We start from the raw sequence: 23,470 nt of genomic DNA on the forward strand, positions 1-23,470 counted from the left end.
CCTACGAGAGTCGACATGTCCGTCGAGCTCGAATCTGCATCCACCCGGTCGCGCCCCCACAGGGGCTTCGCGAACCCGAGACCCAGGAGGCCTCCCATGCCCAGTGTCGTCACGAACGACGGAGTCGAGATCTTCTACAAGGACTGGGGCACAGGGCAACCCGTCGTCTTCAGCCACGGATGGCCGCTGTCTTCGGACGACTGGGACGGGCAGATGATGTTCTTCCTCGACAAGGGGTACCGGGTGGTGGCCCACGACCGACGCGGTCACGGACGGTCCGAGCAGGTCGACTCCGGACACGACATGGACCATTACGCCGATGATCTCGCCGCCGTCGTCAACCATCTCGACCTGACCGATGCGATCCACGTCGGACACTCCACCGGCGGAGGCGAAGTCGTCCACTACCTCGCACGTCACGGCATGGACCGCGCCGCCAAGGCCGTCCTGATCAGTTCGGTGCCGCCGATCATGGTCACGACCGAGTCCAATCCCGGTGGCCTGCCCAAAGAGGTCTTCGACGACATCCAGGTCCAGGTCGCGACCCGTCGCGCCGACTTCTTCCGCACCTTCGCCGAGGGACCGTTCTACGGCTACAACCGCCCGGGCGCGACCCCGTCGGAGGGCGTCATCGCCAACTGGTGGCGTCAGGGCATGGTCGGCGGAGCCAAGGCGCACTACGACGGCGTGGTCGCGTTCTCGCAGACCGACTTCAGCGACGACCTCGCCGGAATCACCATCCCCACACTGGTCATGCACGGAGACGACGATCAGGTGGTGCCGTACGAGAACGCCGGCGTGCGGTCGGCCGAACTCCTGCCGAACTCGACGCTGAAGATCTACCCCGGCTTCCCACACGGGATGCCGACCACCGAGGCCGAGACGATCAACAACGACCTGCTGGAGTTCTTCCGGTCCTAGTCGTCACCGGCGCGACCCGAGATGCTTGACGCGGTGGAGAACCGGGGCGACTGTGAACCCATGACGTCGCTCACCGCGTTCTCCACCGCCGACCTCCCGGTCGGTGATCGCGTGGCGGAGTGGGAGCGGCACAACGCGGCACAGTTGATCGGCCTGCGGTGCACCACTCTCGACGGCTCGCGGCTCGACGCCAGCGAGATCACCCGCACGCTGTCGTCGGTCCAGCTGGGTCGCGTGGAGGGGTCGGCACACGTCGTCGAGCGGACCTCGACGTCGGTGTCGGCGAATCCGACGGACGCCGTCGTCATCTACTTCGCGCTCGCGGGCAGCGGCTTCTTCCACCACACCGGCGGCGCGTTCCTGGTCGATCCCGGGCACCTGGTCATCTGCGACGCCGACAAACCCTTCATGCGTGGCTTCTCGGGTGGGTTGACCGAGCTGGTCGTGAAGATCCCCCGCACGGTCGCCCGCGATCTCATCGGACGCGATGTCGTCGGCGGACCCACGGTCCTCGAGTTCGGGACCGGGTCGTCGGCAGATCTGCGCGCGGCGGCGTTGGCCCGAGCGGTCACGCGCTCGCTGGACCACGGCGTGGACGACGACGCGACCCCGGAGTCCGAGGTCCTCGATCTGATCCGGTCGGTGCTCGACACCAACCGTCGCGCCGACACCGCCGTGTGGGCCGAGGTGGAGGTCGTCGTGGCCCGGTCCGCACACGACCCGCTGCTCTCCGCATCCGACATCGCCGCGGCCGTGGGCGTCAGCACCCGCCAGGTGTCGAGGTTGTTCGCCGCGCACGACACGTCGGTCTCGGCGTACGTCCTACAACGCCGACTCGACCGGGCGCACCGTCTGCTGTCGCAGGTCACGGGCCGACGCCCGACGATCGGCGAGGTCGCGGCCGACTGTGGGTTCTCATCGCCGGCGTATTTCTCCCGGACGTTCCGCGCTGCCTTCGGGGTGACACCGACCGGGGTCCGCAACGCCGCCGGGTGACCGCTCCGGCCATCTCACTTGTCGTTTTCGGCCAGTTCCTGATCCGATTCCGCCTGCGCCGTGAGAGCCCGGAAACGGTGCGCTGTGACGTGTGACACTGCCGATGACGATCCGACGCAACGGTGCGCGGATCCTCCTCGAGAGGCACACCATGGTTGCGTTCGACGACGGAATGGCCGACACCGCCCTACCCGGCGATCATCAGATCGACACCGACGTGGTGATCGTGGGATCCGGGCCGGCCGGGGCGTCCGCCGCGTTGTTCCTGTCGACGCTGGGTGTCGCGAACGTCATGCTCACCAAGTATCGATGGACGGCGAACACTCCCCGCGCGCACATCACCAACCAGCGGACCATGGAGATCTTTCGCGACGTCGGTGTCGAGGACCAGGTGCTGGCCGAGGCGACACCGCACGAACTGATGGGCGACACCGTGTTCTGCACGTCGATCACCGGCGAGGAACTCGGGCGTGTGCTCACCTGGGGAACCCACCCGGCGCGGCACGGTGACTACGTGCTCGCGTCGCCGTCACTGAACTGCGACATCCCGCAGACCTACCTCGAACCGATTCTCGTGAAGAACGCGACGATGCGCGGTACGCAGACACGGTTCTCCACCGAATACCTCTCGCACACCCAGGACGACGCCGGCGTCACCGTCCGCGTGCTCGACCGGTTCAGCGGCATCGAGTCGACGATCCGCGCGAAGTACCTGATCGGTGCCGACGGTGCGCGGTCGCGTGTCGCCGACGACATCGATCTGCCGATGGAGGGACGCATGGACATCGCCGGGTCGATGAACATCACGTTCACCGCCGACATGGCCGCGTTCGTCGGACACCGTCCCTCGGTTCTGTACTGGGTGATCCAGCCCGGGTCGAACGTCGGCGGCATCGGCGCAGGTCTCGTCCGCATGGTGCGGCCGTGGAACGAGTGGCTGATCGTGTGGGGTTACGACATCGCCGGCGAGCCGCCGTCGGTCGACGAGGCCGAGGCGATCCGCATCGTGCGCAACCTCGTCGGCGATCCGAACCTCGAGGTGCAGATCACCGGTACCTCGTTGTGGGGCAACAACGAGCAGTACGCGACGCGCCTGCAGTCCGGTCGTGTCTTCTGCGTCGGCGACGCCGTCCACCGACATCCACCGAGCAACGGGTTGGGGTCGAACACCTCCATCCAGGACTCCTACAACCTGGCGTGGAAGATCGCCGCGGTCCTGCGCGGCCACGCCGGCGCGGCGCTACTGGAGACCTACACCGCCGAACGCGCCCCGGTCGCCGAACAGATCGTGAAGCGGGCCAACAAGTCCGGTCGCGAATTCGTCCAACTCTTCGACGCGCTCGGGGTCACCGGCGCGACCACCGAGGCGGAGATGATCGAGCAGATGGCCGAACGCAAGGCGAACACCCCCGGGGGAGCACGCAAACGCGCCGCGATCGCGGCGGCGATGGACATCAAGAACTACGAGTTCAACGCCCACGGTGTGGAACTCGGACAGTTCTACGTCTCCGACGCCGTCGTCTCCGACGGTCCGGCGGCAGCGCCGCTGCGTGACGCCGAGCTGTACTACCAGGCGTCCACCGTCCCCGGCTCACGCCTGCCACATGTCTGGGTCGGTGACACCACCCACCGATACTCCACCCACGATCTCGCACCGACCACCCGGTTCACTCTGTTCACCGGCATCGCGGGTGACCAGTGGGTCGCGGCGGCCGAGTCGGTGTCGGAGCAGCTCGGGGTGAGCGTGACCACCGTCGTCATCGGACCCGGGCGCGAGATCACCGACCTCTACTTCGACTGGGCTGCTGTCCGCGAGGTCGACGAGTCCGGTGCCATCCTGGTGCGCCCGGACAAGCACATCGCCTGGCGAGCAATGGTCCTCCCCTCGGAGCCGGAGGCCGCGCTGCGGCAGGCGATGACCGCCGTGCTGTGTCTGCCGGTGTCGGTGACCGCGTGAACTTCACCCACGACACCCCTGCCCAGCGGGTGCTGTTCGGCCACGGCCGCGCCGGTGCGCACCTCGCCGACGAGGTCACCCGGCTGGGAGCGACGCGGGTCATGGTGATCGCGACCCATCCCCATCCGGAGGTCACCGGCACGATCCCGGTGGCACTGCACCACAGTGACGTCGCCCCGCACGTACCCGTCGATGTCGCCGAGCGTGCGCGCACGGTCGCACGCGACAACGACATCGACCTCCTCGTCTGTATCGGCGGCGGCTCGACGACCGGTCTCGCCAAGGCGGTTGCGCTGACGAGCGGTCTCCCGATCGTCGCGGTCCCCACGACCTATGCGGGATCGGAGGCCACCGATGTCTGGGGACTCACCGAGTCCGGACGCAAGACCACCGGCGTCGACCGACGCGTGCTGCCGACGAGCATCGTCTACGACTCCGCGCTGACCATCGGCTTGCCGGTCCAGCTCAGCGTCGCATCCGGTCTGAACGCGCTCGCGCACTGCGTGGACTCGATGTGGGGCCCGCGCGCCGACCCGATCAACGCGTCGACGGCCGCCGCCGGGATCCGGGCGCTGAGCGCCGGGTTGCCCGCTGTCGTCGTCGATGCCGCCGACCGGGCGGGTCGAGATGAGATGCTGCTCGGCGCCTACCTGTCTGCCGCCGCCTTCGCCTCCGCGGGTTCAGGTCTGCACCACAAGATCTGCCATGTGCTCGGCGGTGCCTACGACCTCCCGCACGCGCAGACCCACGCGGTGATCCTGCCGCACGTACTCGCGTTCAACGCGCCGGCCGCGCCCGACGCGGCACGGATGATCGCCACCGCGTTGGGAAGTGAGTCCGCTGACGACGGTCTGGCGCGACTGCGAGAGCGCGTCGATGCCCCGACGGCATTGCTGCCATACGGTTTCGAGCTGTCGATGGTCCCCGACGCTGTCGAACGGATCCTGCCTGTGGTTCCCGAATCCAACCCACGTCCGGTCACCGAGTCCGACCTGACGACCATCCTGACCGCCGCCTGCACCGGCGACGCACCGATCGCACACCCCGTGGAGGGCCGCAGATGACACCCGAGAACGCACCGACCGTGTCGCCGACACAGCTGGCCCGTGAGGACGAGCTCGTCGATCGGGTGGTGGCCTCGTTCGACACCGCCGACGACCCGCGACTCCGAGATGTGTTGCAGTCGCTCACCCGGCACCTACACGCCTTCATCCGCGACGTCCGGCTCACCGAGGACGAGTGGAACACGGGCATCGAATTCCTCACCGCCACCGGACACATCACCGACGACCGACGTCAGGAGTTCATCCTGCTGTCGGATGTGCTCGGGGCGTCCATGCAGACGGTGACGGTGAACAACGAGGCCCGCGGCGAGGCCACCGAGGCGACGGTGTTCGGGCCGTTCTTCGTCGAGGACTCCCCCGAGGTCCCCATCGGCGGAGACATCGCCGGCGGCGCGAGCGGTCAGCCCTGCTGGGTCGAGGGCACGGTGCGCTCCGCGGACGGCGAACCGCTCGCGGGCGCCCGACTCGAGGTGTGGGAAGCCGACGACAACGGTCTGTACGACGTCCAGTACGAGGAGGAGCGGACCAGCGCCCGCGCCCACCTGTTCAGCGACGACGACGGTCGGTATGCGTTCTGGGCACTCACCCCCACGCCCTATCCCATCCCGCACGACGGCCCCGTGGGGTCGCTGCTCGCGGCGGTGGGCCGCTCCCCCATGCGGGCATCGCATCTGCATTTCATGGTGACCGCGCCCGGCATGCGTCGTCTCGTCACGCACATCTTCGTGCGAGGAGACGAGCTCCTCGACTCCGATTCGGTGTTCGGCGTGAAGGATTCACTCGTCATGGATTTCGTCGAACAGCCGACCGAGACCCCGACGCCCGACGGTCGTGACCTCAACGGATCGACGTGGGCACGTGTCGGGTTCGACATCGTTCTCGCGCACGCGGACTGACGCACGCATGATCCGACGCCGTCAGCCGTCGTCGCCCACGTCGCGCAACGACTGCACCATGCTCCGCAGAGTGGTGAACGCCTGCGACCGTTCGTCCTGACTCAGACCGGCCAACATCCGCACCTCGACAGAACGCACTGCCGCGGTCGCCTTGTCGAGACTTCGCCTGCCGAGGGGCGTCAACGCGGTCGGGAGGACCTTGCCGACGGGGGCCTGCGTCGGTCGGGTCACGTACCCGTCGCGTTCCAGCGCCTGCACCAACACGTTCATCGACTGGCGGGTGACGAACGCGCCACGCGCGAGCTCGGAGTTGGACAGCCCCGGACGCTGGGCGAGCAACTCGAGACATGAGTACTGCGTCACGGTCATCCCGAGCGGACGCAGTACCGACTCCATGGCCCCGCGCAGGGCGCTCGACGCCTCCTTGAGCAGGTAACCCACCGACGTCTCGAGATCGACGCCATCGCCGTCTTGACTCATGTCAGTATTCTGACATACGTTGTGCGTGTCAGGTTACTGACACACAACCAGAGGAGCACACCATGCCGGTCACCGGTCCCGACTTCATCTCTCTGCAGGCACGCGATCTCGACGCTTCGCAGGCGTTTTACGAGAACTATCTCGGACTGATCCGCTCGCAGGCAGGTCCGCCCCACGCCGTGGTCTTCGAGACCACACCCATCGCTTTCGCTCTACGCGAGATCGTCCCCGGCACCGACCTCGATGCCGTCGCGCAACCGGGGATCGGCGCGGCCATCTGGCTGCACGCCACCGATGTCCAGGCCATTCACGACGCCCTGGTCGCCGACGGTCACCGGATCGTGTCGGACCCGATCGACGGGCCGTTCGGCCGCACGTTCACCTTCGCGGACCCCGACGGATACCAGGTCACCCTCCACGATCGCGCGTGATCCGACGGTCAGGCCTCGGCGTCGTCCGACGTCGATCCCTCGTCGTCGTCCGACGAACCACGACGGCGGGTCGCGGGCACGTCGTCGCCGTCAGCGACCCCCTCGGTGTCGGGGTCGTGACCGGTCGAGGGGGCGAACACCCGGTGTGGTGAATTGTCGTCGTCGTCATGAGCCATCGTTCCAGCAGACCCCAAACCGTGCGTCGGCACAAGGCGGTCCATTCAGATCAGCAGCGCGGGGATCAGCGCGCCGGTGGTCGATCGGAGCGGGAACCGTTGGAAACCGGCGGCTTTCACCGATCCCGGGGTATACGGTGTGCGATGTGCACGAACACTTCTCGCGTACGCCGGTTGAGCACAGATGACCGCTGACGACGATGACTGGAATCGGGCCGCCCGCGGCGAGACCCCGACCGAGCGGCTCGACCGCAACTGGTCGAGCCTGCTGCAGGAGCTCCGGGTCGTGCAGACCGGTCTGCAACTGCTCACCGGATTTCTGCTGACGCTGCCGTTCCAGACACGCTTCGCCACACTCGACACCGCCCAGACGGCCATCTACCTGGTGACCCTCGGATGTTCCGCCATCGCGACCATCGTCATCGTCGCCCCGGTCGCCATCCACCGCTTCCTGTTCCGACAGCACGCCATGGCCGAGTCGGTACGGTTCGCGACGCGGCTCGCGATCACCGGATTCCTGCTGCTGGGTGTCGCGATCACCGGTGTCGTGACGCTGATCTTCTCCGTGGTCCTCGATACCGTCTCCGGCGTCGTGGCCGGAGCGTGTTGCGCTCTCGCCGCGGTGATCCTGTGGCTCGTGCTGCCCGCACGCATCCGCAGCCGGCTACCGGAACCCGAACCCGTGCCGCCGACGACGACGCCGACGCCGACGTGAGGAGGTGACCATGGCGTCCATGGACATCGACGCGCTCGCCCACCGGATCGCCCGGGTCGCCATACGACACCCCAATCGGGCGCAGTTGGCCTTCGACGCCGACGGCCAACTCGTGGACTGGCAGAGCCTGGACGACGACTCGTGGAACAACGCGTCGACCGTCGACGAGCGCGTCTTCGTCGTCGCGGGCGGCGCCACCGCGTCGGACGTGCGGGAGACCATTCGAGACCGGTGAGAAGTCAGTCGACGGCAGACAGCCGCCTCCGGTCGGCACCCAGAGTCTGCGTGGCCACGGTGACGAAATCACGGACGCGGCGTTCCCGACGGCCTCGGACGACAGCGATGCAGGTGTCGACCGGGGCCAGGTCCGTCACCACCAGGTGCACGAGATCAGGACGGGAGTACGACGTGGCGACGCTCGCGGGCACGAGCGCGATGCCGTGTCCTGCGGCGATCAGTTCGAACTTCTCCTCCACCGACGACGTCCGCCGCGAGTGCGCATCGAGAATCGACTCCCCGTCGAGATCGGCCATCGTGATCCGGCGGCGTCGAGCCAGCGGATGCGTGGCGGGAACACAGGCCACCTTCTCCTCGCTCCCGACCGGCACCACCCTCAGCGCGTCGTCGTCGAACGGTTGTCGGAGATAGGCGACGTCGACCCTGCCGTCACGGAGGGGCGCCGCCTTCTCCCACCACTTGACCGGGACCAGGCCGACCTCGACGTCGGGGTACATCGCAGAGAACGCCCGAACCGCCTCGCCCACATGCAGTCCGGGCGCGAAGCCGACCACGAGACGCTCCACCCCGCGGTCGGACTCCAACACCCGTCGTACGGCGTTGTCGACGGTCGCGAACACCCCGCGCGCGTCGTCGAGCAGTTGTTCGCCGGCCGGCGTCAGTTCGACACTGCGCGTCGTCCGGATCAGCAGGGTGACACCCAGCTCTTTCTCCAGGGCACGCACCTGTCGGCTCAGCACCGGCTGCGCGATGTAGAGCGCCTCGGCGGCCCGGCCGAAGTGACCGTGTTCGGCCACCGCGACGAAGTACCTCAGCTTGCGCAGGTCCAGATCCATACCCCGAGGGTATCAATGTGCGGGGGAAGGTATTGGACCGTTCGACCGAATCCGCACAGGCTGAACACATGATCGTGATCACGACGCCCACAGGCGACATCGGCAGCCAGGTACTCGACTCACTTCTGCGGACCGCCCCGACCCACGGCGAGGAGATCCGCGTCATCGTGCGGGATGCGTCGCGGCTGCCGGACGGGGTGCGCGACCGGGTCGAGGTCGTCACCGGGTCACACGGGGATGCCGACGTCGTCGCCCGGGCCTTCGCCGGTGCGGACGCGGTGTTCTGGGTCGTCCCGCCGGACCCGATGACGTCGAGCCTGACCGCCGCGTTCGCCGACTTCACCCGCCCGGCGGCGCGAGCATTCGCCGAACACGGTGTCGGTCACGTCGTCGGGGTCTCGGCGCTCGGCCGGGGCACACCGGTGGCCGCCCGGGCCGGGTTGGTCACAGCATCCCTGGCGATGGACGACGTCATCGGCGACACCGGCGTCGCCTACCGTGCGCTGGCCAACCCGTCGTTCATGGACAACGTTCTGCGACAGGTCGCTTCGATCCGCGACGGCCTCTTCACCGACACCGTCGCACCTGATCGTGGCGCACCCGCCGCCGCGACCCGCGACATCGCCGCGGTCGCCACCCGCCTGCTGCTCGACCGTTCCTGGACCGGGGCCGACGCCGTGCCCGTGCTGGGCCCGGAGAACATCTCGGCGAACGACATGGCGCACATCATGTCCGAGGTACTGGGCAGACCGGTCCGCTACGAACGCCGATCGCACGAGGACCTGCGGACCCAGATGACGGGCCACGGCCTGGGTAACGCCTTCGTCGACGGCATGGTCGACATGATGCGCGCCAAGGACGACGGTCTCGACGACGGCGTCACCCGTACCGCGGAGACGTCCACGCCGACCACGTTCCGGCAATGGTGCACCGATGTCCTGCTCCCGGCGGTCGGCGCCTGAACGGAGTGCCGTGACCGCCGTCTACGGGTGGAGAGAGATCTGCGCCGACTCGCTCTCACCGCCGGGCCCCTCGGCGTTCCACCACGTGACCGCGTCGTGGCCCGACTTCTCGGCGCGCGAACGTTCATCACCCATTCCCACGAAGTGGTTGACCGCCATCGGCGCCAGCACCTGACCGACCGGGTTCTCGAAACGGGCGAAATGCCCGGCCATCTCGAGCGTGACGAATCCGTGCACCGCACTCCACAATTCGGCGGCGACCTGATGCCCGTCGGTGATCGCGATGCGCCCGGACTCGACGAGCCGCTCGCAGGCGTCGGCGAAGACGGCGTACGACTCGAGGAACTGTTGGGCAGGACCCCCGTCGGGCGCCTCGGCAACATACCGGTAGGTCCCGCGTGTCGAGAGGCCGAACATCATGTCGTAGAGGTGCGCATTGTCCTGCGCCACTCGACGACACGACAGGGCGATCGCGAACAGCTGGGCGCCCGGGTCGGGCCCGGATGCGGCCGCCTTCTCGAACGCGGTTCGCAGGGTGCGGTAACCGCGGCCGACCACGACCTGGAGCAGCTCACGGACGCCGCCGAAGTGGTGGTAGACGGCGATGGTCGAGACGCCGGCCTCCTCGGCGATCCGGCGAACCTTGATCTCCGAGGGCCCGACGTCGGCCAACAGAGCGATCGTGACGCTCACCAACCGGTCCCGGACCGGCTCGAGCTGCGTCTCCACGTCGGTGTCGTCGTGCCGCTCTGCCATGGATTTCATGGTCTCACGACGGCGCTTCGACACCCGATCACCCACCAGGTGCCCTCGGCTGATCTTGTGAGACCCGTTGGCACCATGGTAGAACTTCGTTATGTCGAGTCTGGGATGGTCATCGAGACGCGGGACGAACAAGGTCGCCGTGCTCGCGTCGCTGTGCGCGGCGGTGTTCGTCGTCAACATCTCGACCACCATCGTCAACATCGCGCTGCCATCGCTGGTGACCGAGCTCGGCGCCTCCACCCGCGACCTGTTGTGGATCGTGGATGCGTTCAACCTGGCGTTCGCCGCACTGGTACTCGCCGCCGGATCATTGAGCGACCGGTTCGGTCGACGCCGGTTCCTGCTGTTGGGGCTGGCGGTGTCGCTGATCGCCTCGGTGGCCGGTGCGTGGAGCCCGAACCCCGATGTGCTCATCGCGTGGCGGGCACTGGCCGGGGTCGCAGCGGCGGTGGTCTACCCGGTGACGCTGTCCATCCTGACCAACGTCTTCACCGAACGGTCCGAGCGCGTCAAGGCCATCGGGATCTGGGGTGCTGCAACGGGGATCTCGGTCGCCGTCGGCCCGGTTGTCGGCGGTGCACTGCTCGAATCCTTCTGGTGGGGATCGATTCTGCTGTTCGTCGGCGCCGCCGCGTTGATGACGGTGATCGTGGCCTTCAGGTTCATCCCCGATTCGCGAGATCCCTCGACCCCACCGTTGGACCTCGTGGGGCTGGGACTGTCGACACTTGCCCTGGGAGTGTTGGTCTACACCATCATCGAGGCGCCTGATCGTGGATGGGCATCGGCAGCCACCGTCGTCGGGTTCGCATCGGCAGCAGTACTTCTCGCTCTGTTCGTGGCGCAGGAGATCCGCGCCACTCATCCGATGCTCGACGTGCGACTGTTCGCCAACCTGCGTTTCACGGCCGCCAGCGGCGCAGTGACCGCGGCCTTCTTCGCCCTGTTCGGGTTCATCTTCCTCGTCACCCAGTACTTCCAGTCCGTCCGCGACTACGGCGCTCTCGAGACGGGCATCCGGATGCTGCCGGTGGCGGGCTCGATCGCGGTCGCGTCGTTGCTCGGGCCGCGCCTCGCCGTACGCGTCGGATCGAAGCTGATCGTGGCGGCGGGACTCGTGTCGTTGAGCGTGGCGTTCGGCTGGGCCGCGACGGTGGGTTCGGACACCAGCTACCTCGTCATCGCCGGGCAGATGATCTTCCTCGGCGCCGGCATCGGACTGACCAGCGCACCCGCCACCGAGGCCATCATGGGCGTCGTCCCGCCCGACAAGGCCGGGATGGGATCGGCCGTCAACGACGCGACACGGGAACTCGGCGGCACGCTCGGCGTCGCGGTCATCGGATCGGTGGCGTTGTCGGTCTACCGCGATCACCTCGACACCACAGCGGGTCTGCCCGACCGCCTTCTCGACCCCGCTCGCGACTCCGTCGGAGCCGCACTCGAGGCATCCCGGATCGCCGCGACCCAGTTCGGCGAGGCCGGCGCCCGGGCGGGTGCCCAGCTCTCCGACATCGCCAGGTCCGGCTTCGTCGACGGCTTCGCCACCGGATGCGTCGTGGCGGGTGCGGTCACCGCGGTCGCGGCGGTACTGACCCTGATCTACCTCCCGGCGCACCCGGGAACGGACTCGGAGAAACCCGACAGCACCGCAGACGTCACGACAGACCCGATAGGTACCGCAACGTACGACTCGTGACCCCGCCACGAGGCCGGACACGTTTCCCTGGCGCACATCCCACAAAGCGACGGAGCAGCAGGATGAGCCCGGTTCGCCTGTAAAGTCGCTTCTCGTCCGATAGGCGCCGGGCCATCCCATGGTCCCCGGCAGTCGGCGTTCTCACGACCACGCCGGAGGCCCGAGTGCAGACCACACCGTTGCTCACGGGGCAGCGCCCCGGCGACATCCGACGACTCGTCCGACCGGTGAATCTCGTCGCCGCGGCAAGCGTTGTGGTGTCGCTCGTCGTCGGGCTGAGGGTGGAGCCGTCCACCCTGTGGGGTTTCCTCCCGATCGCCCTCTACGGAATCCTCGCCGCCCTCGGCATGCGGATCCTGGTGGCGACGTCGGTGTCGGTCCTCTCGGCCGCGCTGCTCCTGCTCCCCGGACCGCAGACGGTGATCGAGATGGCGCGGGAATCCGCGGTCGACCAGGTGACGATCATCGGTGTGGTGATCCTGCTGGGCGGTGGTCTCGCCGAGATCCTGCGCGCGAGTGGGGCCGCGACCAGGATCGTCTCGGCCGCCATCCGCGTGGTCGGTACCTCGAACACCACGTCGGTCGCCGCGGGCATCATGCTGACGTGTCTGCTGCTCGTCGCCGCGCTGGGGACACTGGCCGGTGCCCTCGCGGTCGCGGTGCCGGTGTTGCTGCCGGTGGCGGCACGTGCCGGTCTCACGAGGTCGGCCACCGCGTCGGCCATCTTCATCGGCGGCTGCGCCGGATTCGCGATCGCGCCGTTCGCCGGCGGGAACATCGCGACCATGCAGGCGGCGGACACCGGGTACCTCGGGTACCTGCTCCACGGTGGCGGCCCCCTGGCCGTGCTGTCGATCGTGGTCGGGATGCTCGTCGTCCCGTGGATGCAGAGGCGCACCGCAGGCGGCGACGACCACTACTCGCCCGACGAGCTGGGGGCGATCGAGACCGACTCCCCCGCCGTCGACGACCGTCGAGCCGGCCGCGCCGCGGTGGCCTTCACCGTGACGCTGCTGGCCGTCCTCGTCGTCGCGACCATCACCACCGCGGGCATCGCGCTGCCACTGATCGCCCTCCCGCTGCTCGCCATCGTCACCGCTGCGGGCGCGGGCATGTCACCGAAGGCGTTCGCCGTCAGCGCGTATCGAGGTGTGGCGAAGCTGGCGTGGCTGTTCGTGCTGTTCTATCTGCTGGCCCTGCTGTTCAACGCCATCGCCCGGTTGAACCCGTTCACCGTCGTCCTCGGGTCGTACGGCACCGAGATCAAGGGTCTGACGCCGTTCCTGTTCGCCATGACCGTCGCCCTCATCGGCTGGGTCGGCGTGCCGGGCGCGTCGGCGGCGCAGGTGGTGCTGCTGGACAAGATCTTCGGCGAGCTCGCATCCATCGCCGGGATCGGCGCGGGTGTCTGGGTGGTGGTGCTGCTGTTCGCGTCCAAGGCCGACACCTACGGTCCGTTGCCGAACGTGAACATGCTGGGCGTGATGGGGTTGTGCCGCTCGGCGAATGTCCGCAACATCCTGATCACCGGGTGGTGCGTGCTGCTGCCCGCGGTCGCGATGTACACGCTGTTCATCTACCTCGGGACCCGGTGAGACCGCTCCGAATCGGCCATTCTCCGTAAGTTCACCGCCAACTGTGGGCGCTCGTCCGACTTCGATCCGTCGCGACGGTCGTCGGCTCGCTACGGTCACGTCATGCCGATCGAACCGGAGACCAAGAGCTGGACCTGGGTACTGGAGAAGCCCTGCGATGCATGCGGGTTGGATGCCTCGCAGGTCGACTTCCGCGACATCCCCGATCTGATCGTCGACAACGCAGCTCAGTGGGCCTCGACACTCGACCTCGGCGATCCGCGCCTGCGTCCGGACGATTCGACCTGGTCGCCATTGGAGTACGCCGCCCATGTGCGCGACGTCTTCCGCCGGTTCGCCTCGCGCATCGATCTGATGGTGACCGAGGACGACCCGGTGTTCGAGAACTGGGATCAGGACGCGACCGCGGTCATCGACCGTTACAACGACCAGGATCCGGCGACCGTGCTGCGCGAGATGCGCTCGGACGGAGAGGTACTGGCCGACATCTTCCGGTCGGTGCCCGACGAGGCGCTGGGCCGGTCCGGGCGGCGAAGCGATGGAAGCGTTTTCACCATCGAGACGCTCGGGCAGTACTTCATCCACGATCCGGTGCACCACCTGTTCGACGTGACCGGTCAACGTTTCGCGGCGCACCTGCCATGATGACCGCATGCCCGACTGGTCGTACACACCCCTGGAGCCGATCGCGTCGGCTGTCCTGGGAAAGAGGCGGACACATCGACTCGCGCTCGGCTTCCTCGCCGCGCTGGTGAGGTCGGGCGGGCGACACTGGATCCCAGTCGTCTTCGATCATCCCCGCGTGCCCGACAGTGTCCGGTACCGTCTCGGCGCACAGGTTCCGGTGTCCGCGGCACGAGACGCCATCACGGTCCTCCCGGTCCAGGGCGCGACGGTGGTCCAGATCCACGGCGTGACGCTCTCCGATGTGCCCGAGGTGCGCAAGGCCGCGGCCGACCGTCGATGCCGCGTTGTCGCGGTCTGCGACTCACCGGAAACCGTTTCTGCTGTATCACCTTTCGTCGACACCGCACGGGTGGGTGCCGATCCTGCGGAGGTCGTCGTGGATCGTCCCGATGTGCGATCGACGGCCGAGGAGCTGTCTGATCCGCGACGAGTCGTTCTGACGACGACAGGACTGCTGACCAGGTCGGGACCCGGTTACTTCAACCGGGTCCTCGAGGCCCGGGACGCAGGGCCGGCCGTCGATGACGAGATCGACGGGGCACGCACGGATCCGAGCGCCGCCGAACGGCCGAAACCGTTACGCGTGACCGCCTGGCCGGCGTGGGTGTGGGCGATGATCGTCGGCGTCGGGCTCATCGTCGCCGGGATCGGGGCCGCGGTGATCACACTGGGGCCGGTGCTCCTCGACTACGACAAGGACTATCTGGGACTGACCATCTCGGATCTCAACCGTGTGGACACCCATCTCGTCGGTTTCCTCCAACACGATCGCATCACGATGGCCGGCAACATGATCGGCCTGGGGACCCTGTACTGCGGGCTCGCATGGGGCGGGATCCGACGTGGCCACCGATGGGCACGCAACGCGCTGTTGCTGTCGGGACTCATCGCCTTCGGGACGTGGCTGTACTTCCTCGGGACCGGATTCGTGGAACCGCTGCACACGACCGTGGTCGTGGTCTTGTTCCCCCTCCTGGTGATCGCTGTCGTGCGCGCACCCACCCTGGACATCCGCACACGCGTCGCCGACGGTCCCGAGCGCGAACGGGCGGCCGCGATGTGGGCGCAACTGATGATGATCGGCGTCGGTGGCGGACTGGCCGTGGCCGGTCTCGTCATCTCGACGGTGGGTCTCACCGCGGTCTTCGTCCCCACCGATCTCGGCTACCTCGGAACGGACGCCGATACGCTTCGGGGCGCCGACCAGCACCTCCTGCCGTTCATCGCGCACGACCGCGCCGGATTCGGCGGAGCCCTCGTCGGCTCGGGCCTGGCGGTTCTCCTCATCTCCCTGTGGGGGTGGCGACGAGGTGAGAGGTGGGTGTGGTGGTCCCTGCTGATCGGCTGTGTGTCGGGCACGGTTCCGGCGCTGGCCGTACACCTGGACATCGGCTACACCACCGTGAGCCATCTCCTGCCGCTCTACGTGTTGATGCTCGTGGTCACCATCGCGCTGACGATCTCACGACCGTTCCTGACCGCGCGGTCGCCGGATCAGCTCACGACATCCTTGCGGCCGAACCACCACCACGCGAAGCCGAACAACACCGACGAGTAGATCAGCGAGATACCGGCGCCGCGTGCCATGTCCTCCCAGATCACGTTCGGCCCCAACGCATCCAGCCACGCGAACTGGTAGTGCGTCGGAAGGAACTGCCGGTACGGGTCGAGCGCGGAGATCGCGTCGAGGATGTTCGACAGGATGACGAGCATCGTCGCCCCGCCGACCGCGCCGAGCGGGGCGTCGGTGACCACGCTCAGCAGGAACGCGAACCCGGCGATCACCAACGACTGGATCAACGTGTACCCGACGACGATCGCCAGGCGCTGCAGCGTCTCCCCGTTGGTGAACTCGCCACCCAGCGGTGACTGCGCCGGCCCCCACCCGAAGAACAGGCCACCCACCACATAGGCCCAGATCGGTAGCAGGATCAGCGCGATAGCACTCGACGCCAGCCCGATGAACAGCTTCTGCCGCAACAGATGCGACCGTCGAACCGGGATCACCAGCAGGTAGCGCAACGACGCCCAGCCCGCATCGCTCGCCACGGTGTCGCCGCAGAACAACGCGATGAGAACGGTCAGCAGGAACGATCCGGCCGCGAACTCGGTGAACAGCGCGAAGTTCGCACCGCCCGCGGTCGCCAGACCGTACAGAGCCGAGTTCTGTCGACCGCCGCCATCCGAACCCGCTGTCGACGGATCGTCCGAGCTCAACGAGAACGCGATCGCGATGATGGGCGGCAGCACCAGCAGGAGCAATGCCGCGACCTGGGTACGGCGGCGCCGCAGCTGCCGCACCGCCTCCACGCGCAGGCTCAGGGTGCGTCCGGGCCGGAAGGTCGACGGCTGGACCGGTCCGATGCCGTCGAGCCGGTCGTGCACGCCCTTGCGCGTTGCGGCCGCACGGCCACCGGAGTCGACACCGTCACCGATGTTCTGGGTCATCGGGACTCATCTCCGATCAGGTCGAGGAACGCCTCTTCGAGATGCCGCCGCGATTCGACGACCTCGGCGTGCACACCGGCGGCCTCGAGCACCCGCGCTGCGGCGTCGACATCGTCGACGGCCAGCGTCGATGTCGCCGCTCCGGCGAGTTCGTCCACCGAACCGGCCGTGATCAACCGGCCCTTGTGCATCACGACGACGTGGCTGCACGTCTGCTCCACCTCCGACAGCAGGTGGCTGGAGACGACGACGGTGCGGCCGGTGGCCGCGTACCGCCGCATCACCTCCCGCATCTCGGCGATCTGTGGCGGGTCGAGACCGTTGGTGGGTTCGTCGAGGATGAGCAACTCCGGCAGCCCGAGCATCGCCTGGGCGATCGCCAGGCGCTGCCGCATGCCCTGGCTGTACTTGCGGACCTTGCGATCCACCGACGCCCCGAGACCGGCGATCTCCAGTGCGGTCTCGAAGTCGGCTTCGGCGGCGGGTCGGCCGGTGGCCGCCCAGTAGAGGTCGAGGTTCTGGCGACCGGACAGGTGCGGCAGCAGTCCCGGCCCCTCGATGAACGCACCGACGCGGGCCAGCACCGACGAGCCGGCGCGCACCTCTTCCCCGAACAACCGGATGTGCCCGGACGTCGGCGAGATGAGGCCGACCATCATCCGCAGCACGGTGGTCTTGCCTGCGCCGTTGGGACCCAACAGGCCGACGACCTGGCCGGCCTCGACGCGGAACGACACGTCGTCGACCGCGCGATACGAGTCGCCGTACTCCTTGCTCAGCGACTCGACCACGATCGGAGAGACTCCCTCGCCCACCGTCGCCGCATCGGCCGGAGCCCGGCGGCGCCAGGTCGCGACGCTGATGCCGGCGATCAACACCAGCAGCGTGATGACGCCTGCGACGGGCCAGCCCCACGGGAACGGCGTCGACTCGGCCCGCCCGGTCAGGGTGGTCAATGTCAGCGTCGGCGACTCCAGCGCCACCGAATACGTCCGCGCGTCGACCGGGAGTCGGTAGCCCAGGTCGGTCGTCGAGACGGCAACCGCCAGTCGGTGTCCGGACGCCACCGAACGGACGACGGTGGGCAGTGCGACGGTCACCGACGTGGGCTGCCCGGGCGTGAGGCCGGTCAGCCGGACCGGGGTCACCAGGCCCGAGGGTTGGGTCCGCGTTCCGTCCGGTGCGACGTCGACCAGGGACACGAACACCGTTGCGTCCGTCGTGGTTCGCGGCGTGATCCGCAGGCGGACCGACGAGGAACCGCCGACCAGGGTGTCGGTGTCGAGTGGACTCGACACGAAGCCCGCGACCTGACCCGAGATCGCCGACAGTGCACCGGCCCCGGTTGCCGCGGCGGCCGCGCTCAGCAGACCGCCGATGCCGGGAACGGCGGTGATGGCCGCCGGGGTGCCGCCGGCCGGAGCGTTGACGGTCTGTTCCGGGCCCTGCAGCGAGACGTCGCGCGGGCGCTGCGCATCGGCCAGGGACGGCGCCGTCAACTGGCGCGCCGACGAACGGCCGGTATCGGTCGACAGCGCCCCGTCGGCGACGTCGGCAGCGAAACCGGAGTCGGGAGTCGCTTTGTCCTGCAACACCGTCGCGAACCACGATTCGACAGACGGGGTGATGTTGCCACCCGGTTGATCGTGTCCACCGGTGCGCCACTGCATCCGGACCGGGGTGCCGGCCGCACGGATGCCGGCGGCGTTGCGGACTGCCTGATCGATCGGGAACAGCGAGTCCTGTTGTCCCTGGATGAGCAGGGTCGGGGCGGTGATGCGACCGAGGATCGACGACGGGCTCGACGCGCGCATCAACTCCTGCAGGTTCGCGTTGGGTGCGCCGGCAGCCGCGGATGCCTGGTATGCGGCGCAGACATCGGGCGCGAACGTGCCGCACCCGTCCGACGTCGCCATTCGCGCGGCCTGCGAGAACAGTTGGCCCGCCCACTGCGACTTGAACACGCCGGCGGAGCCCGGAGCCTCGGCACCGACGGGGAACAGTGCCTGCGACAAGTTGTTCCAGGTGATGTCGGCGGCCACGGCGTCGACCCGGCGGTCGTACCCGGCGGCCAGCAGCGCCAGCGCGCCGCCGTAGGACGAGCCCGCGACACCGACTCGCGGATCGCCGGGACCGTCGCGCTCGACCTGGGGCATCGTGGCCAGCAGATCGATGATGCGGCGGGCGTCGGCGACTTCGTAGTCGGGGTTGTCGAGGTGGATGAGCCCACCGGACGCACCGAATCCCCGCGCCGAGTAGGTGACCACGACATATCCGCGGCCCGCGAGCGTCCGTGCCTGCGCGGCCAGGTCGGCCTTCGACCCACCGAATCCGTGTGCGAGCACGACCGCCGGTGCGGGTTGGCTGCGCGGCAGGAACACCGACGCGTCGAGACCGACCGGCTGCCCCGCCTCCGGTACGCCCGCGACCGTCATCGAACGCTCGGAGACGGTGTTGTCGTCACCGCCGGTGGTGGCGACCACGGCGATGATCGCGGCCAGCGTGACGACGACGACCGCGGCGACGATCACCCAGAACCGTCGACCACCGCGTGGTCTGAGACTGATGCCGATGTCGATCTCCCTCGCAGCGCCGCGCGACCCGGACGGATCGACTCCCTCGATCATGCCTGCAATCGGGTCGGGACCGGTCGACACCGCAGGCGGCGGCTGTTCACGGCGCGCAGATCACCGTCGACAGGTGTCGTACTCCGACCGCATCTGCTTCTGGACCGCGAGCGCCGCATCGGTGAAGTACTTCTGTGGATCCTGCTCGCCCGCCGACTCGGGATAGCCACATCCGCCGACCGTCACCGATCCCGAATCCCGCCTGTCCGTCCCCACGGCATCGGCCTGCGAGGTCCAGTTCAGATACAGAGGCCGGTCGGGTCCGGCGCCGAGGTCGTCGACGATCGATCTGAGGGTCGTCAGCGCATCGGACTCGGACGCGTCGACACCCACCGACAGTCGCGACACGTGTCCGTCCCGGATGGCCACGGCGAAGGCTCGCGCCGGCAACCGGTCGACACGGGAGGCCATGGTGCGGAAATCGTCGACCGACAGCGGCGTGGTGACATCCCAGCTGCGCTGATCCGGTGAGTCGACGGGGTAGGCCTCGATTCCCGCGGGCACCCCACCGATCGCCTCGATCGCCGTGGCCACGGCGCTTTGCGAGTCCGTTGCCTCCCTGATGTCGACGCGCGGCCCACCGGGAGCCTGGAAGACGGCCACCGATCGGGCGTCGACGCCCTTCTCCATTGCCCTGCCGATCGCGACGTCGCGCGCGGTCGGACCCGGCTGCATCTTCCCGGTGGAGCGGAGCTGGACCCGAGGCCCGAGCGAGACCGTGATGTCCACGTGGTAGCGGTCGAAGTCATCGCCCATGGTGTCGTCCATCTCGCGGACCAGGTCCACGACCTGCGCGTCGGTGGCGTCGGGCATCGACACGTCCACCGTGACCGCAGACCCACGGCTACCACCGTGCTCGTACGAGGTCGAGGCCTCCGCGACACCCGGCACGTGACGCAACCTCGACTCCAGTGCGTCGGCTTCGACACCGCGATCCGGTGCGGAATCACACCCGGCGAGCACGACCACCGCGATCACCGTCGACAGAAGGACGAACAGCGCTCTCACGGGCCGAGCGTAGCGGGATCGGCGCGGGACGGCGTCGGACTCAGACGCTCCGGGCCCGATCGAGGATCGCCTCCGCCGCCGCATCGGCGGCCTGGGTGGGAATCCAGTGGTTGACGCCCTCGAGCACCACGAGTTCGTACGGTGCGCGGACCAGGTCCGCACATCCCTCCACCCCGGCGCGATCGATGAACGTGTCGCCGTCACTCCAGACCATCGTCGTCGGCACCGTGACGCGCCGGCCGAACCGTGTGCGGTCGGTGAAGGGCAGGGCCCGGTACCAGTTGAGGCCTCCGGTCAGGGCGCCGTAGTCGACGATCTCGGTACGGAATCGCTGCACGTCCGATGCCGTCATCCCGGCTGCGCGCAGCGAGCGGTCCATTCGGCCACCGGGCCGCGCGGCCGAGGCCTCCGGCACCCACGGCGTCTGGAAGAAGACCATGTACCAGGATTTGAGCCCCTGACGTGTTCGAGTCGCGGCGCGGATGAAGGCGGTCGGATGGGGCACCGACAGGGCAGTCAGCGTCTTCACCATGTCCGGCCGGTCCGCGGCGAGCGACCATGCGATGTTCGCTCCCCAGTCGTGACCGACGACGTGGGCTCGACCGCCCGCAACCGTGATCAGCTCCACGATGTCGTCGACCAACTCGCCCGAGGTGTAGTCGCGACGTCGGGGCGGCCGCGCACCGGGTGAGTAACCTCGCTGGTCCGGCGCCAGGGTCCGGAAGCCATGTGCGTGCAACAGCGGCGCGACCGCGTCCCAACACGTCGCGCGTTCGGGGAAGCCGTGCAGCAGGACCACGACCTCGCCGTCGAGCGGACCGGCGTCGAGGACGTCGAACTCGTATCCGTTGCGGGTGAAGGACTCGATGCGATGTGTCGGAGCGCTCACAGGACGGCCTCACTGGTGGGATCGATCAGGACCTTGGCGTGTTTCTCGGCGCCCGCGAGGACGTCGAACGCCGCGGGGACGCCGTCGAGTCCGACGGTTCCGGTGTGCAGCGGCGATGCGTCCACCTTGCCGTCGGCCAACAGGTGCAGGGTGTCGTGGAACTCGATCGGCGTGTAGCCGAACACGAACCGCAGGTCGATCTCCTTGCCGATGGCCATCGCCGGGCGGATCTGATCGCTGCCCATGCATACCCCCACCACGACGACACGCGACGCGATCGGCGCCGCACTGATCACGCCGTCGATCATTCCCGGCACCCCGACGCACTCGAAGATGACCGGCCGCTTCGGGTCTGCCGCACCCAGCTTGTCGACCGCCCGGTACAGGTGCGCCCACCCGGGGATCCTGCGCAGCTTCTCCATCGATCCCACACCGAGTTCGTAGAGCGTCGGCAGTTCGGTGATCATGCCCTTGGTCACCGCGGCCGCATACGGCGAGTCCACCGCGGGATCGACGACGACGTCGGCACCGCATCGCGTCGCGAGCTCCCGTCGCCCGGCGGAGAAGTCGCTGGCGACAATGGTGTTCACGCCTTTCGCCTTCAGCAGACAGATGACGGCCAGACCGACAGGGCCGCAGCCGACGACGACGGCCACGTCCTTCTTCGAGATCTCGCTGCGGCGGACCGCGTGCAGCGCGACGGTCATCGGTTCGGTCAGCGCGGCGATGTCCGGCGACAACCCGTTCGGCACCGCGAAGCTCATCGACGCCTCGGCCACCGTGCGCTCGGCGTAGCCACCGGGCGCCAACGGCGACAACCCCGTCATGTGCACGGCGCCCGCGGTGCGCAACAGCGGGAAGGACACGACCAGATCACCGGCGGCGAAACGCTTTCCGACACCCTTACCCGTCTCGAGCACCTCGCCGCAGAACTCGTGCCCGAAGACGACGGAGGTGTCGTGACGCATGAAGTCGGTGTACCCGCCCTCGCGCATGACGTCCTCGAGCTCGTCGGAATGGTCCTTGGCGTGCAGATCGGATCCGCAGATCCCGCAGCGCGTGACCGACAGCAACAACTGCCCTGCCTCGGGTCGCGGGTCGGGGATCTCCGACACCGTCAACGTCCCGCGCAAGCTACTGACCGCTCTCATCGACCGCCTCCTCGACACCGGCCCCGGTTGGCCCGCATCGGTAATCATGCGCCCCACCGCCCGACGTCCCCAACTAAACTGCGGGACGTGGATCAACACACCATCGGCGAGGACGAATCCCCGGGCGACGTCATCGCACGGGTGGTCCGTGACGACATCTTGGCCGGTCGGCTGGCGGCGGGCGAACGGCTGGTCGAAGAGGCCATCGCCAAGCAGTTCGGCGTGTCCCGTGTGCCGGTGCGCGAGGCTCTGGGCCAGCTCGAGGGCGAAGGTTTCGTCACCATCGTGCGATATCGCGGGGCGACGGTGTCGACGACGCTGCGCAAGGACAACCGCGAACTACTCGAGGTGCGGCGGGGACTCGAGGTCCTGGCCGCCCAACTCGCCGCACAGAACCGCGGTGGCGCGGCCGCGGCCGAGCTGGCCGAGGTCGCGCAGTCGACCTCTGGTCCCGCCGATGGTCGCGCGATCGGACGTTCCTTCCATGACCTGGTCGCCGTCGCCTCCGGCAACGACCAGCTCCGCGAGCTCCTCACGACGGTGGGCCGCCGAGTCGCGTGGGGTCTCGGCGACGATCCGACCGCATCGCAGCAGGACCACGCGGTGCTGGCGGCAGCGATCCTGCGCGGTGCCACCGTGCAGGCGGGATTCCTGATGGATGAGCACCTCCGCCGCGATGAACACGGTGAAGACGCGCGTAAGGAACCGTAGTTTCGTATACGACTTGAGCGATATATCCCGTCGTTAACGCAACTGTTGCGCTCAGTAACGCGGTTGATACACTGTTTGTATACAAATTACTCAGTCGCCCAGCACCTCCCGACTGGCGATCCACCGGTTGACATCCGATCTCCCGGTGCCACCTCGTCATCCGGAGAACTGCCATGGCCATCAGCGCCCCGCTCACCCAACCCACCACCCGCATACCTC

General features: G+C 68.2%; 23 protein-coding genes. 14 read left to right on the top strand and 9 right to left on the bottom strand.

Going from position 1 to position 23,470, the window contains the following annotated elements:
• Window positions 1-96: 96 nt before the first annotated feature.
• The 5 genes from JHC79_RS10755 to JHC79_RS10775 all read left to right on the top strand — a co-directional run bounded on the left by JHC79_RS10755 (window position 97) and on the right by JHC79_RS10775 (window position 5,834).
• Complete coding sequence (locus JHC79_RS10755; protein ID WP_296390490.1) at window positions 97-921, top strand: alpha/beta hydrolase; 825 nt, start codon at window positions 97-99, stop codon at window positions 919-921.
• 60 nt (window positions 922-981) lie between these two features.
• Window positions 982-1,917, top strand: a complete 936-nt coding sequence (locus JHC79_RS10760) for an AraC family transcriptional regulator (RefSeq protein WP_296390492.1) — start codon at window positions 982-984, stop codon at window positions 1,915-1,917.
• A gap of 151 nt (window positions 1,918-2,068) precedes the next feature.
• Window positions 2,069-3,874: an FAD-dependent monooxygenase gene (locus JHC79_RS10765; protein ID WP_296390538.1), complete on the top strand. Its 1,806-nt coding sequence runs from the start codon at window positions 2,069-2,071 to the stop codon at window positions 3,872-3,874.
• Window positions 3,871-4,938: a maleylacetate reductase gene (locus JHC79_RS10770; protein ID WP_296390494.1), complete on the top strand. Its 1,068-nt coding sequence runs from the start codon at window positions 3,871-3,873 to the stop codon at window positions 4,936-4,938. The genes JHC79_RS10765 and JHC79_RS10770 overlap by 4 nt, the downstream gene beginning before the upstream one ends.
• On the top strand, window positions 4,935-5,834 hold the full coding sequence (locus JHC79_RS10775; protein WP_296390496.1) for an intradiol ring-cleavage dioxygenase: 900 nt from the start codon (window positions 4,935-4,937) through the stop codon (window positions 5,832-5,834). The genes JHC79_RS10770 and JHC79_RS10775 overlap by 4 nt, the downstream gene beginning before the upstream one ends.
• A 21-nt stretch (window positions 5,835-5,855) precedes the next feature.
• Here JHC79_RS10775 and JHC79_RS10780 read toward each other — a convergent pair whose 3' ends face one another.
• Complete coding sequence (locus tag JHC79_RS10780) at window positions 5,856-6,314, bottom strand: MarR family transcriptional regulator (RefSeq protein WP_296390498.1); 459 nt, start codon at window positions 6,312-6,314, stop codon at window positions 5,856-5,858.
• Between the two features lie 62 nt (window positions 6,315-6,376).
• Between JHC79_RS10780 and JHC79_RS10785 the strand changes: the two genes are divergently transcribed.
• On the top strand, window positions 6,377-6,745 hold the full coding sequence (locus tag JHC79_RS10785) for a VOC family protein (RefSeq protein WP_296390500.1): 369 nt from the start codon (window positions 6,377-6,379) through the stop codon (window positions 6,743-6,745).
• A gap of 8 nt (window positions 6,746-6,753) precedes the next feature.
• Here JHC79_RS10785 and JHC79_RS10790 read toward each other — a convergent pair whose 3' ends face one another.
• Entirely contained in the window at window positions 6,754-6,921 is a 168-nt protein-coding gene (locus tag JHC79_RS10790; protein WP_296390502.1) for a hypothetical protein, read from the bottom strand.
• A gap of 184 nt (window positions 6,922-7,105) precedes the next feature.
• Here JHC79_RS10790 and JHC79_RS10795 point away from each other — a divergent pair, with 184 nt between their 5' ends.
• Together JHC79_RS10795 and JHC79_RS10800 are read left to right on the top strand one after the other, a co-directional pair.
• Window positions 7,106-7,636, top strand: coding sequence for a DUF6328 family protein (locus JHC79_RS10795; RefSeq protein ID WP_296390504.1), 531 nt, complete (start codon window positions 7,106-7,108; stop codon window positions 7,634-7,636).
• A 10-nt stretch (window positions 7,637-7,646) separates the two neighbouring features.
• Window positions 7,647-7,871, top strand: a complete 225-nt coding sequence (locus JHC79_RS10800) for a hypothetical protein (RefSeq protein ID WP_296390507.1) — start codon at window positions 7,647-7,649, stop codon at window positions 7,869-7,871.
• A gap of 4 nt (window positions 7,872-7,875) precedes the next feature.
• Here the strand turns inward: JHC79_RS10800 and JHC79_RS10805 are convergent, their stop codons facing one another.
• Window positions 7,876-8,709, bottom strand: coding sequence for a LysR substrate-binding domain-containing protein (locus JHC79_RS10805; protein ID WP_296390509.1), 834 nt, complete (start codon window positions 8,707-8,709; stop codon window positions 7,876-7,878).
• A gap of 68 nt (window positions 8,710-8,777) precedes the next feature.
• Here JHC79_RS10805 and JHC79_RS10810 point away from each other — a divergent pair, with 68 nt between their 5' ends.
• Window positions 8,778-9,671: an NAD(P)H-binding protein gene (locus tag JHC79_RS10810; RefSeq protein ID WP_296390511.1), complete on the top strand. Its 894-nt coding sequence runs from the start codon at window positions 8,778-8,780 to the stop codon at window positions 9,669-9,671.
• A 21-nt stretch (window positions 9,672-9,692) separates the two neighbouring features.
• Here the strand turns inward: JHC79_RS10810 and JHC79_RS10815 are convergent, their stop codons facing one another.
• Window positions 9,693-10,427, bottom strand: coding sequence for a TetR/AcrR family transcriptional regulator (locus JHC79_RS10815; protein WP_296390513.1), 735 nt, complete (start codon window positions 10,425-10,427; stop codon window positions 9,693-9,695).
• Window positions 10,428-10,527: 100 nt separating this feature from the next.
• Here JHC79_RS10815 and JHC79_RS10820 point away from each other — a divergent pair, with 100 nt between their 5' ends.
• From JHC79_RS10820 to JHC79_RS10835, 4 genes are all read left to right on the top strand, one after another.
• A complete protein-coding gene (locus JHC79_RS10820; protein ID WP_296390515.1) occupies window positions 10,528-12,135 on the top strand; it encodes an MFS transporter in 1,608 nt (535 codons plus the stop codon).
• 164 nt (window positions 12,136-12,299) lie between these two features.
• Window positions 12,300-13,730, top strand: a complete 1,431-nt coding sequence (locus tag JHC79_RS10825; RefSeq protein ID WP_296390516.1) for a permease — start codon at window positions 12,300-12,302, stop codon at window positions 13,728-13,730.
• 102 nt (window positions 13,731-13,832) lie between these two features.
• Window positions 13,833-14,375 (top strand): DinB family protein, encoded by a 543-nt coding sequence (locus tag JHC79_RS10830; protein ID WP_296390519.1) that lies wholly within the window; start codon window positions 13,833-13,835, stop codon window positions 14,373-14,375.
• A gap of 7 nt (window positions 14,376-14,382) precedes the next feature.
• Window positions 14,383-15,975, top strand: a complete 1,593-nt coding sequence (locus tag JHC79_RS10835) for a hypothetical protein (protein WP_296390522.1) — start codon at window positions 14,383-14,385, stop codon at window positions 15,973-15,975.
• On the opposite strand, the gene JHC79_RS10840 is transcribed toward JHC79_RS10835, so the two are convergent.
• Genes JHC79_RS10840 through JHC79_RS10860 form a run of 5 tightly spaced genes read right to left on the bottom strand, consistent with a single transcriptional unit; the run spans window position 15,912 to window position 22,540 of the window.
• Window positions 15,912-16,865, bottom strand: coding sequence for an ABC transporter permease subunit (locus tag JHC79_RS10840; RefSeq protein ID WP_296390524.1), 954 nt, complete (start codon window positions 16,863-16,865; stop codon window positions 15,912-15,914). The two genes, JHC79_RS10835 and JHC79_RS10840, sit on opposite strands and share 64 nt — an antisense overlap.
• Complete coding sequence (locus tag JHC79_RS10845) at window positions 16,862-19,492, bottom strand: alpha/beta fold hydrolase (RefSeq protein WP_296390526.1); 2,631 nt, start codon at window positions 19,490-19,492, stop codon at window positions 16,862-16,864. Before JHC79_RS10845 ends, JHC79_RS10840 begins: the two co-directional genes overlap by 4 nt.
• Window positions 19,493-19,552: 60 nt before the next feature.
• Window positions 19,553-20,500: a hypothetical protein gene (locus JHC79_RS10850; protein WP_296390528.1), complete on the bottom strand. Its 948-nt coding sequence runs from the start codon at window positions 20,498-20,500 to the stop codon at window positions 19,553-19,555.
• A 40-nt stretch (window positions 20,501-20,540) separates the two neighbouring features.
• The gene (locus JHC79_RS10855; RefSeq protein WP_296390530.1) at window positions 20,541-21,389 is read right to left on the bottom strand and encodes an alpha/beta fold hydrolase; all 849 of its coding nucleotides are present in this window, start codon (window positions 21,387-21,389) and stop codon (window positions 20,541-20,543) included.
• Window positions 21,386-22,540 (bottom strand): zinc-binding dehydrogenase, encoded by a 1,155-nt coding sequence (locus JHC79_RS10860; protein ID WP_296390532.1) that lies wholly within the window; start codon window positions 22,538-22,540, stop codon window positions 21,386-21,388. Before JHC79_RS10860 ends, JHC79_RS10855 begins: the two co-directional genes overlap by 4 nt.
• Window positions 22,541-22,627: 87 nt before the next feature.
• On the opposite strand from JHC79_RS10860, the gene JHC79_RS10865 reads away from it, so the two are divergent.
• Complete coding sequence (locus tag JHC79_RS10865) at window positions 22,628-23,251, top strand: GntR family transcriptional regulator (RefSeq protein ID WP_296390533.1); 624 nt, start codon at window positions 22,628-22,630, stop codon at window positions 23,249-23,251.
• The last annotated feature ends 219 nt before the right edge of the window (window positions 23,252-23,470 follow it).

The organism is Williamsia sp., from assembly GCF_016462415.1.
In the GTDB taxonomy this organism is placed as follows: domain Bacteria; phylum Actinomycetota; class Actinomycetes; order Mycobacteriales; family Mycobacteriaceae; genus Williamsia_A.

Excerpts from the sequence above, each read along its gene's own strand:
- JHC79_RS10755 (WP_296390490.1), top strand. The coding sequence starts at position 97 with ATGCCCAGTGTCGTCACGAACGACGGAGTCGAGATCTTCTACAAGGAC.
- JHC79_RS10760 (WP_296390492.1), top strand. The coding sequence starts at position 982 with ATGACGTCGCTCACCGCGTTCTCCACCGCCGACCTCCCGGTCGGTGAT.
- JHC79_RS10765 (WP_296390538.1), top strand. The coding sequence starts at position 2,069 with ATGGTTGCGTTCGACGACGGAATGGCCGACACCGCCCTACCCGGCGAT.
- JHC79_RS10775 (WP_296390496.1), top strand. The coding sequence starts at position 4,935 with ATGACACCCGAGAACGCACCGACCGTGTCGCCGACACAGCTGGCCCGT.
- JHC79_RS10780 (WP_296390498.1), bottom strand. The coding sequence starts at position 6,314 with ATGAGTCAAGACGGCGATGGCGTCGATCTCGAGACGTCGGTGGGTTAC.
- JHC79_RS10785 (WP_296390500.1), top strand. The coding sequence starts at position 6,377 with ATGCCGGTCACCGGTCCCGACTTCATCTCTCTGCAGGCACGCGATCTC.
- JHC79_RS10790 (WP_296390502.1), bottom strand. The coding sequence starts at position 6,921 with ATGGCTCATGACGACGACGACAATTCACCACACCGGGTGTTCGCCCCC.
- JHC79_RS10795 (WP_296390504.1), top strand. The coding sequence starts at position 7,106 with ATGACCGCTGACGACGATGACTGGAATCGGGCCGCCCGCGGCGAGACC.
- JHC79_RS10800 (WP_296390507.1), top strand. The coding sequence starts at position 7,647 with ATGGCGTCCATGGACATCGACGCGCTCGCCCACCGGATCGCCCGGGTC.
- JHC79_RS10805 (WP_296390509.1), bottom strand. The coding sequence starts at position 8,709 with ATGGATCTGGACCTGCGCAAGCTGAGGTACTTCGTCGCGGTGGCCGAA.
- JHC79_RS10810 (WP_296390511.1), top strand. The coding sequence starts at position 8,778 with ATGATCGTGATCACGACGCCCACAGGCGACATCGGCAGCCAGGTACTC.
- JHC79_RS10815 (WP_296390513.1), bottom strand. The coding sequence starts at position 10,427 with ATGGCAGAGCGGCACGACGACACCGACGTGGAGACGCAGCTCGAGCCG.
- JHC79_RS10820 (WP_296390515.1), top strand. The coding sequence starts at position 10,528 with ATGTCGAGTCTGGGATGGTCATCGAGACGCGGGACGAACAAGGTCGCC.
- JHC79_RS10830 (WP_296390519.1), top strand. The coding sequence starts at position 13,833 with ATGCCGATCGAACCGGAGACCAAGAGCTGGACCTGGGTACTGGAGAAG.
- JHC79_RS10835 (WP_296390522.1), top strand. The coding sequence starts at position 14,383 with ATGCCCGACTGGTCGTACACACCCCTGGAGCCGATCGCGTCGGCTGTC.
- JHC79_RS10840 (WP_296390524.1), bottom strand. The coding sequence starts at position 16,865 with ATGACCCAGAACATCGGTGACGGTGTCGACTCCGGTGGCCGTGCGGCC.
- JHC79_RS10845 (WP_296390526.1), bottom strand. The coding sequence starts at position 19,492 with ATGATCGAGGGAGTCGATCCGTCCGGGTCGCGCGGCGCTGCGAGGGAG.
- JHC79_RS10860 (WP_296390532.1), bottom strand. The coding sequence starts at position 22,540 with ATGAGAGCGGTCAGTAGCTTGCGCGGGACGTTGACGGTGTCGGAGATC.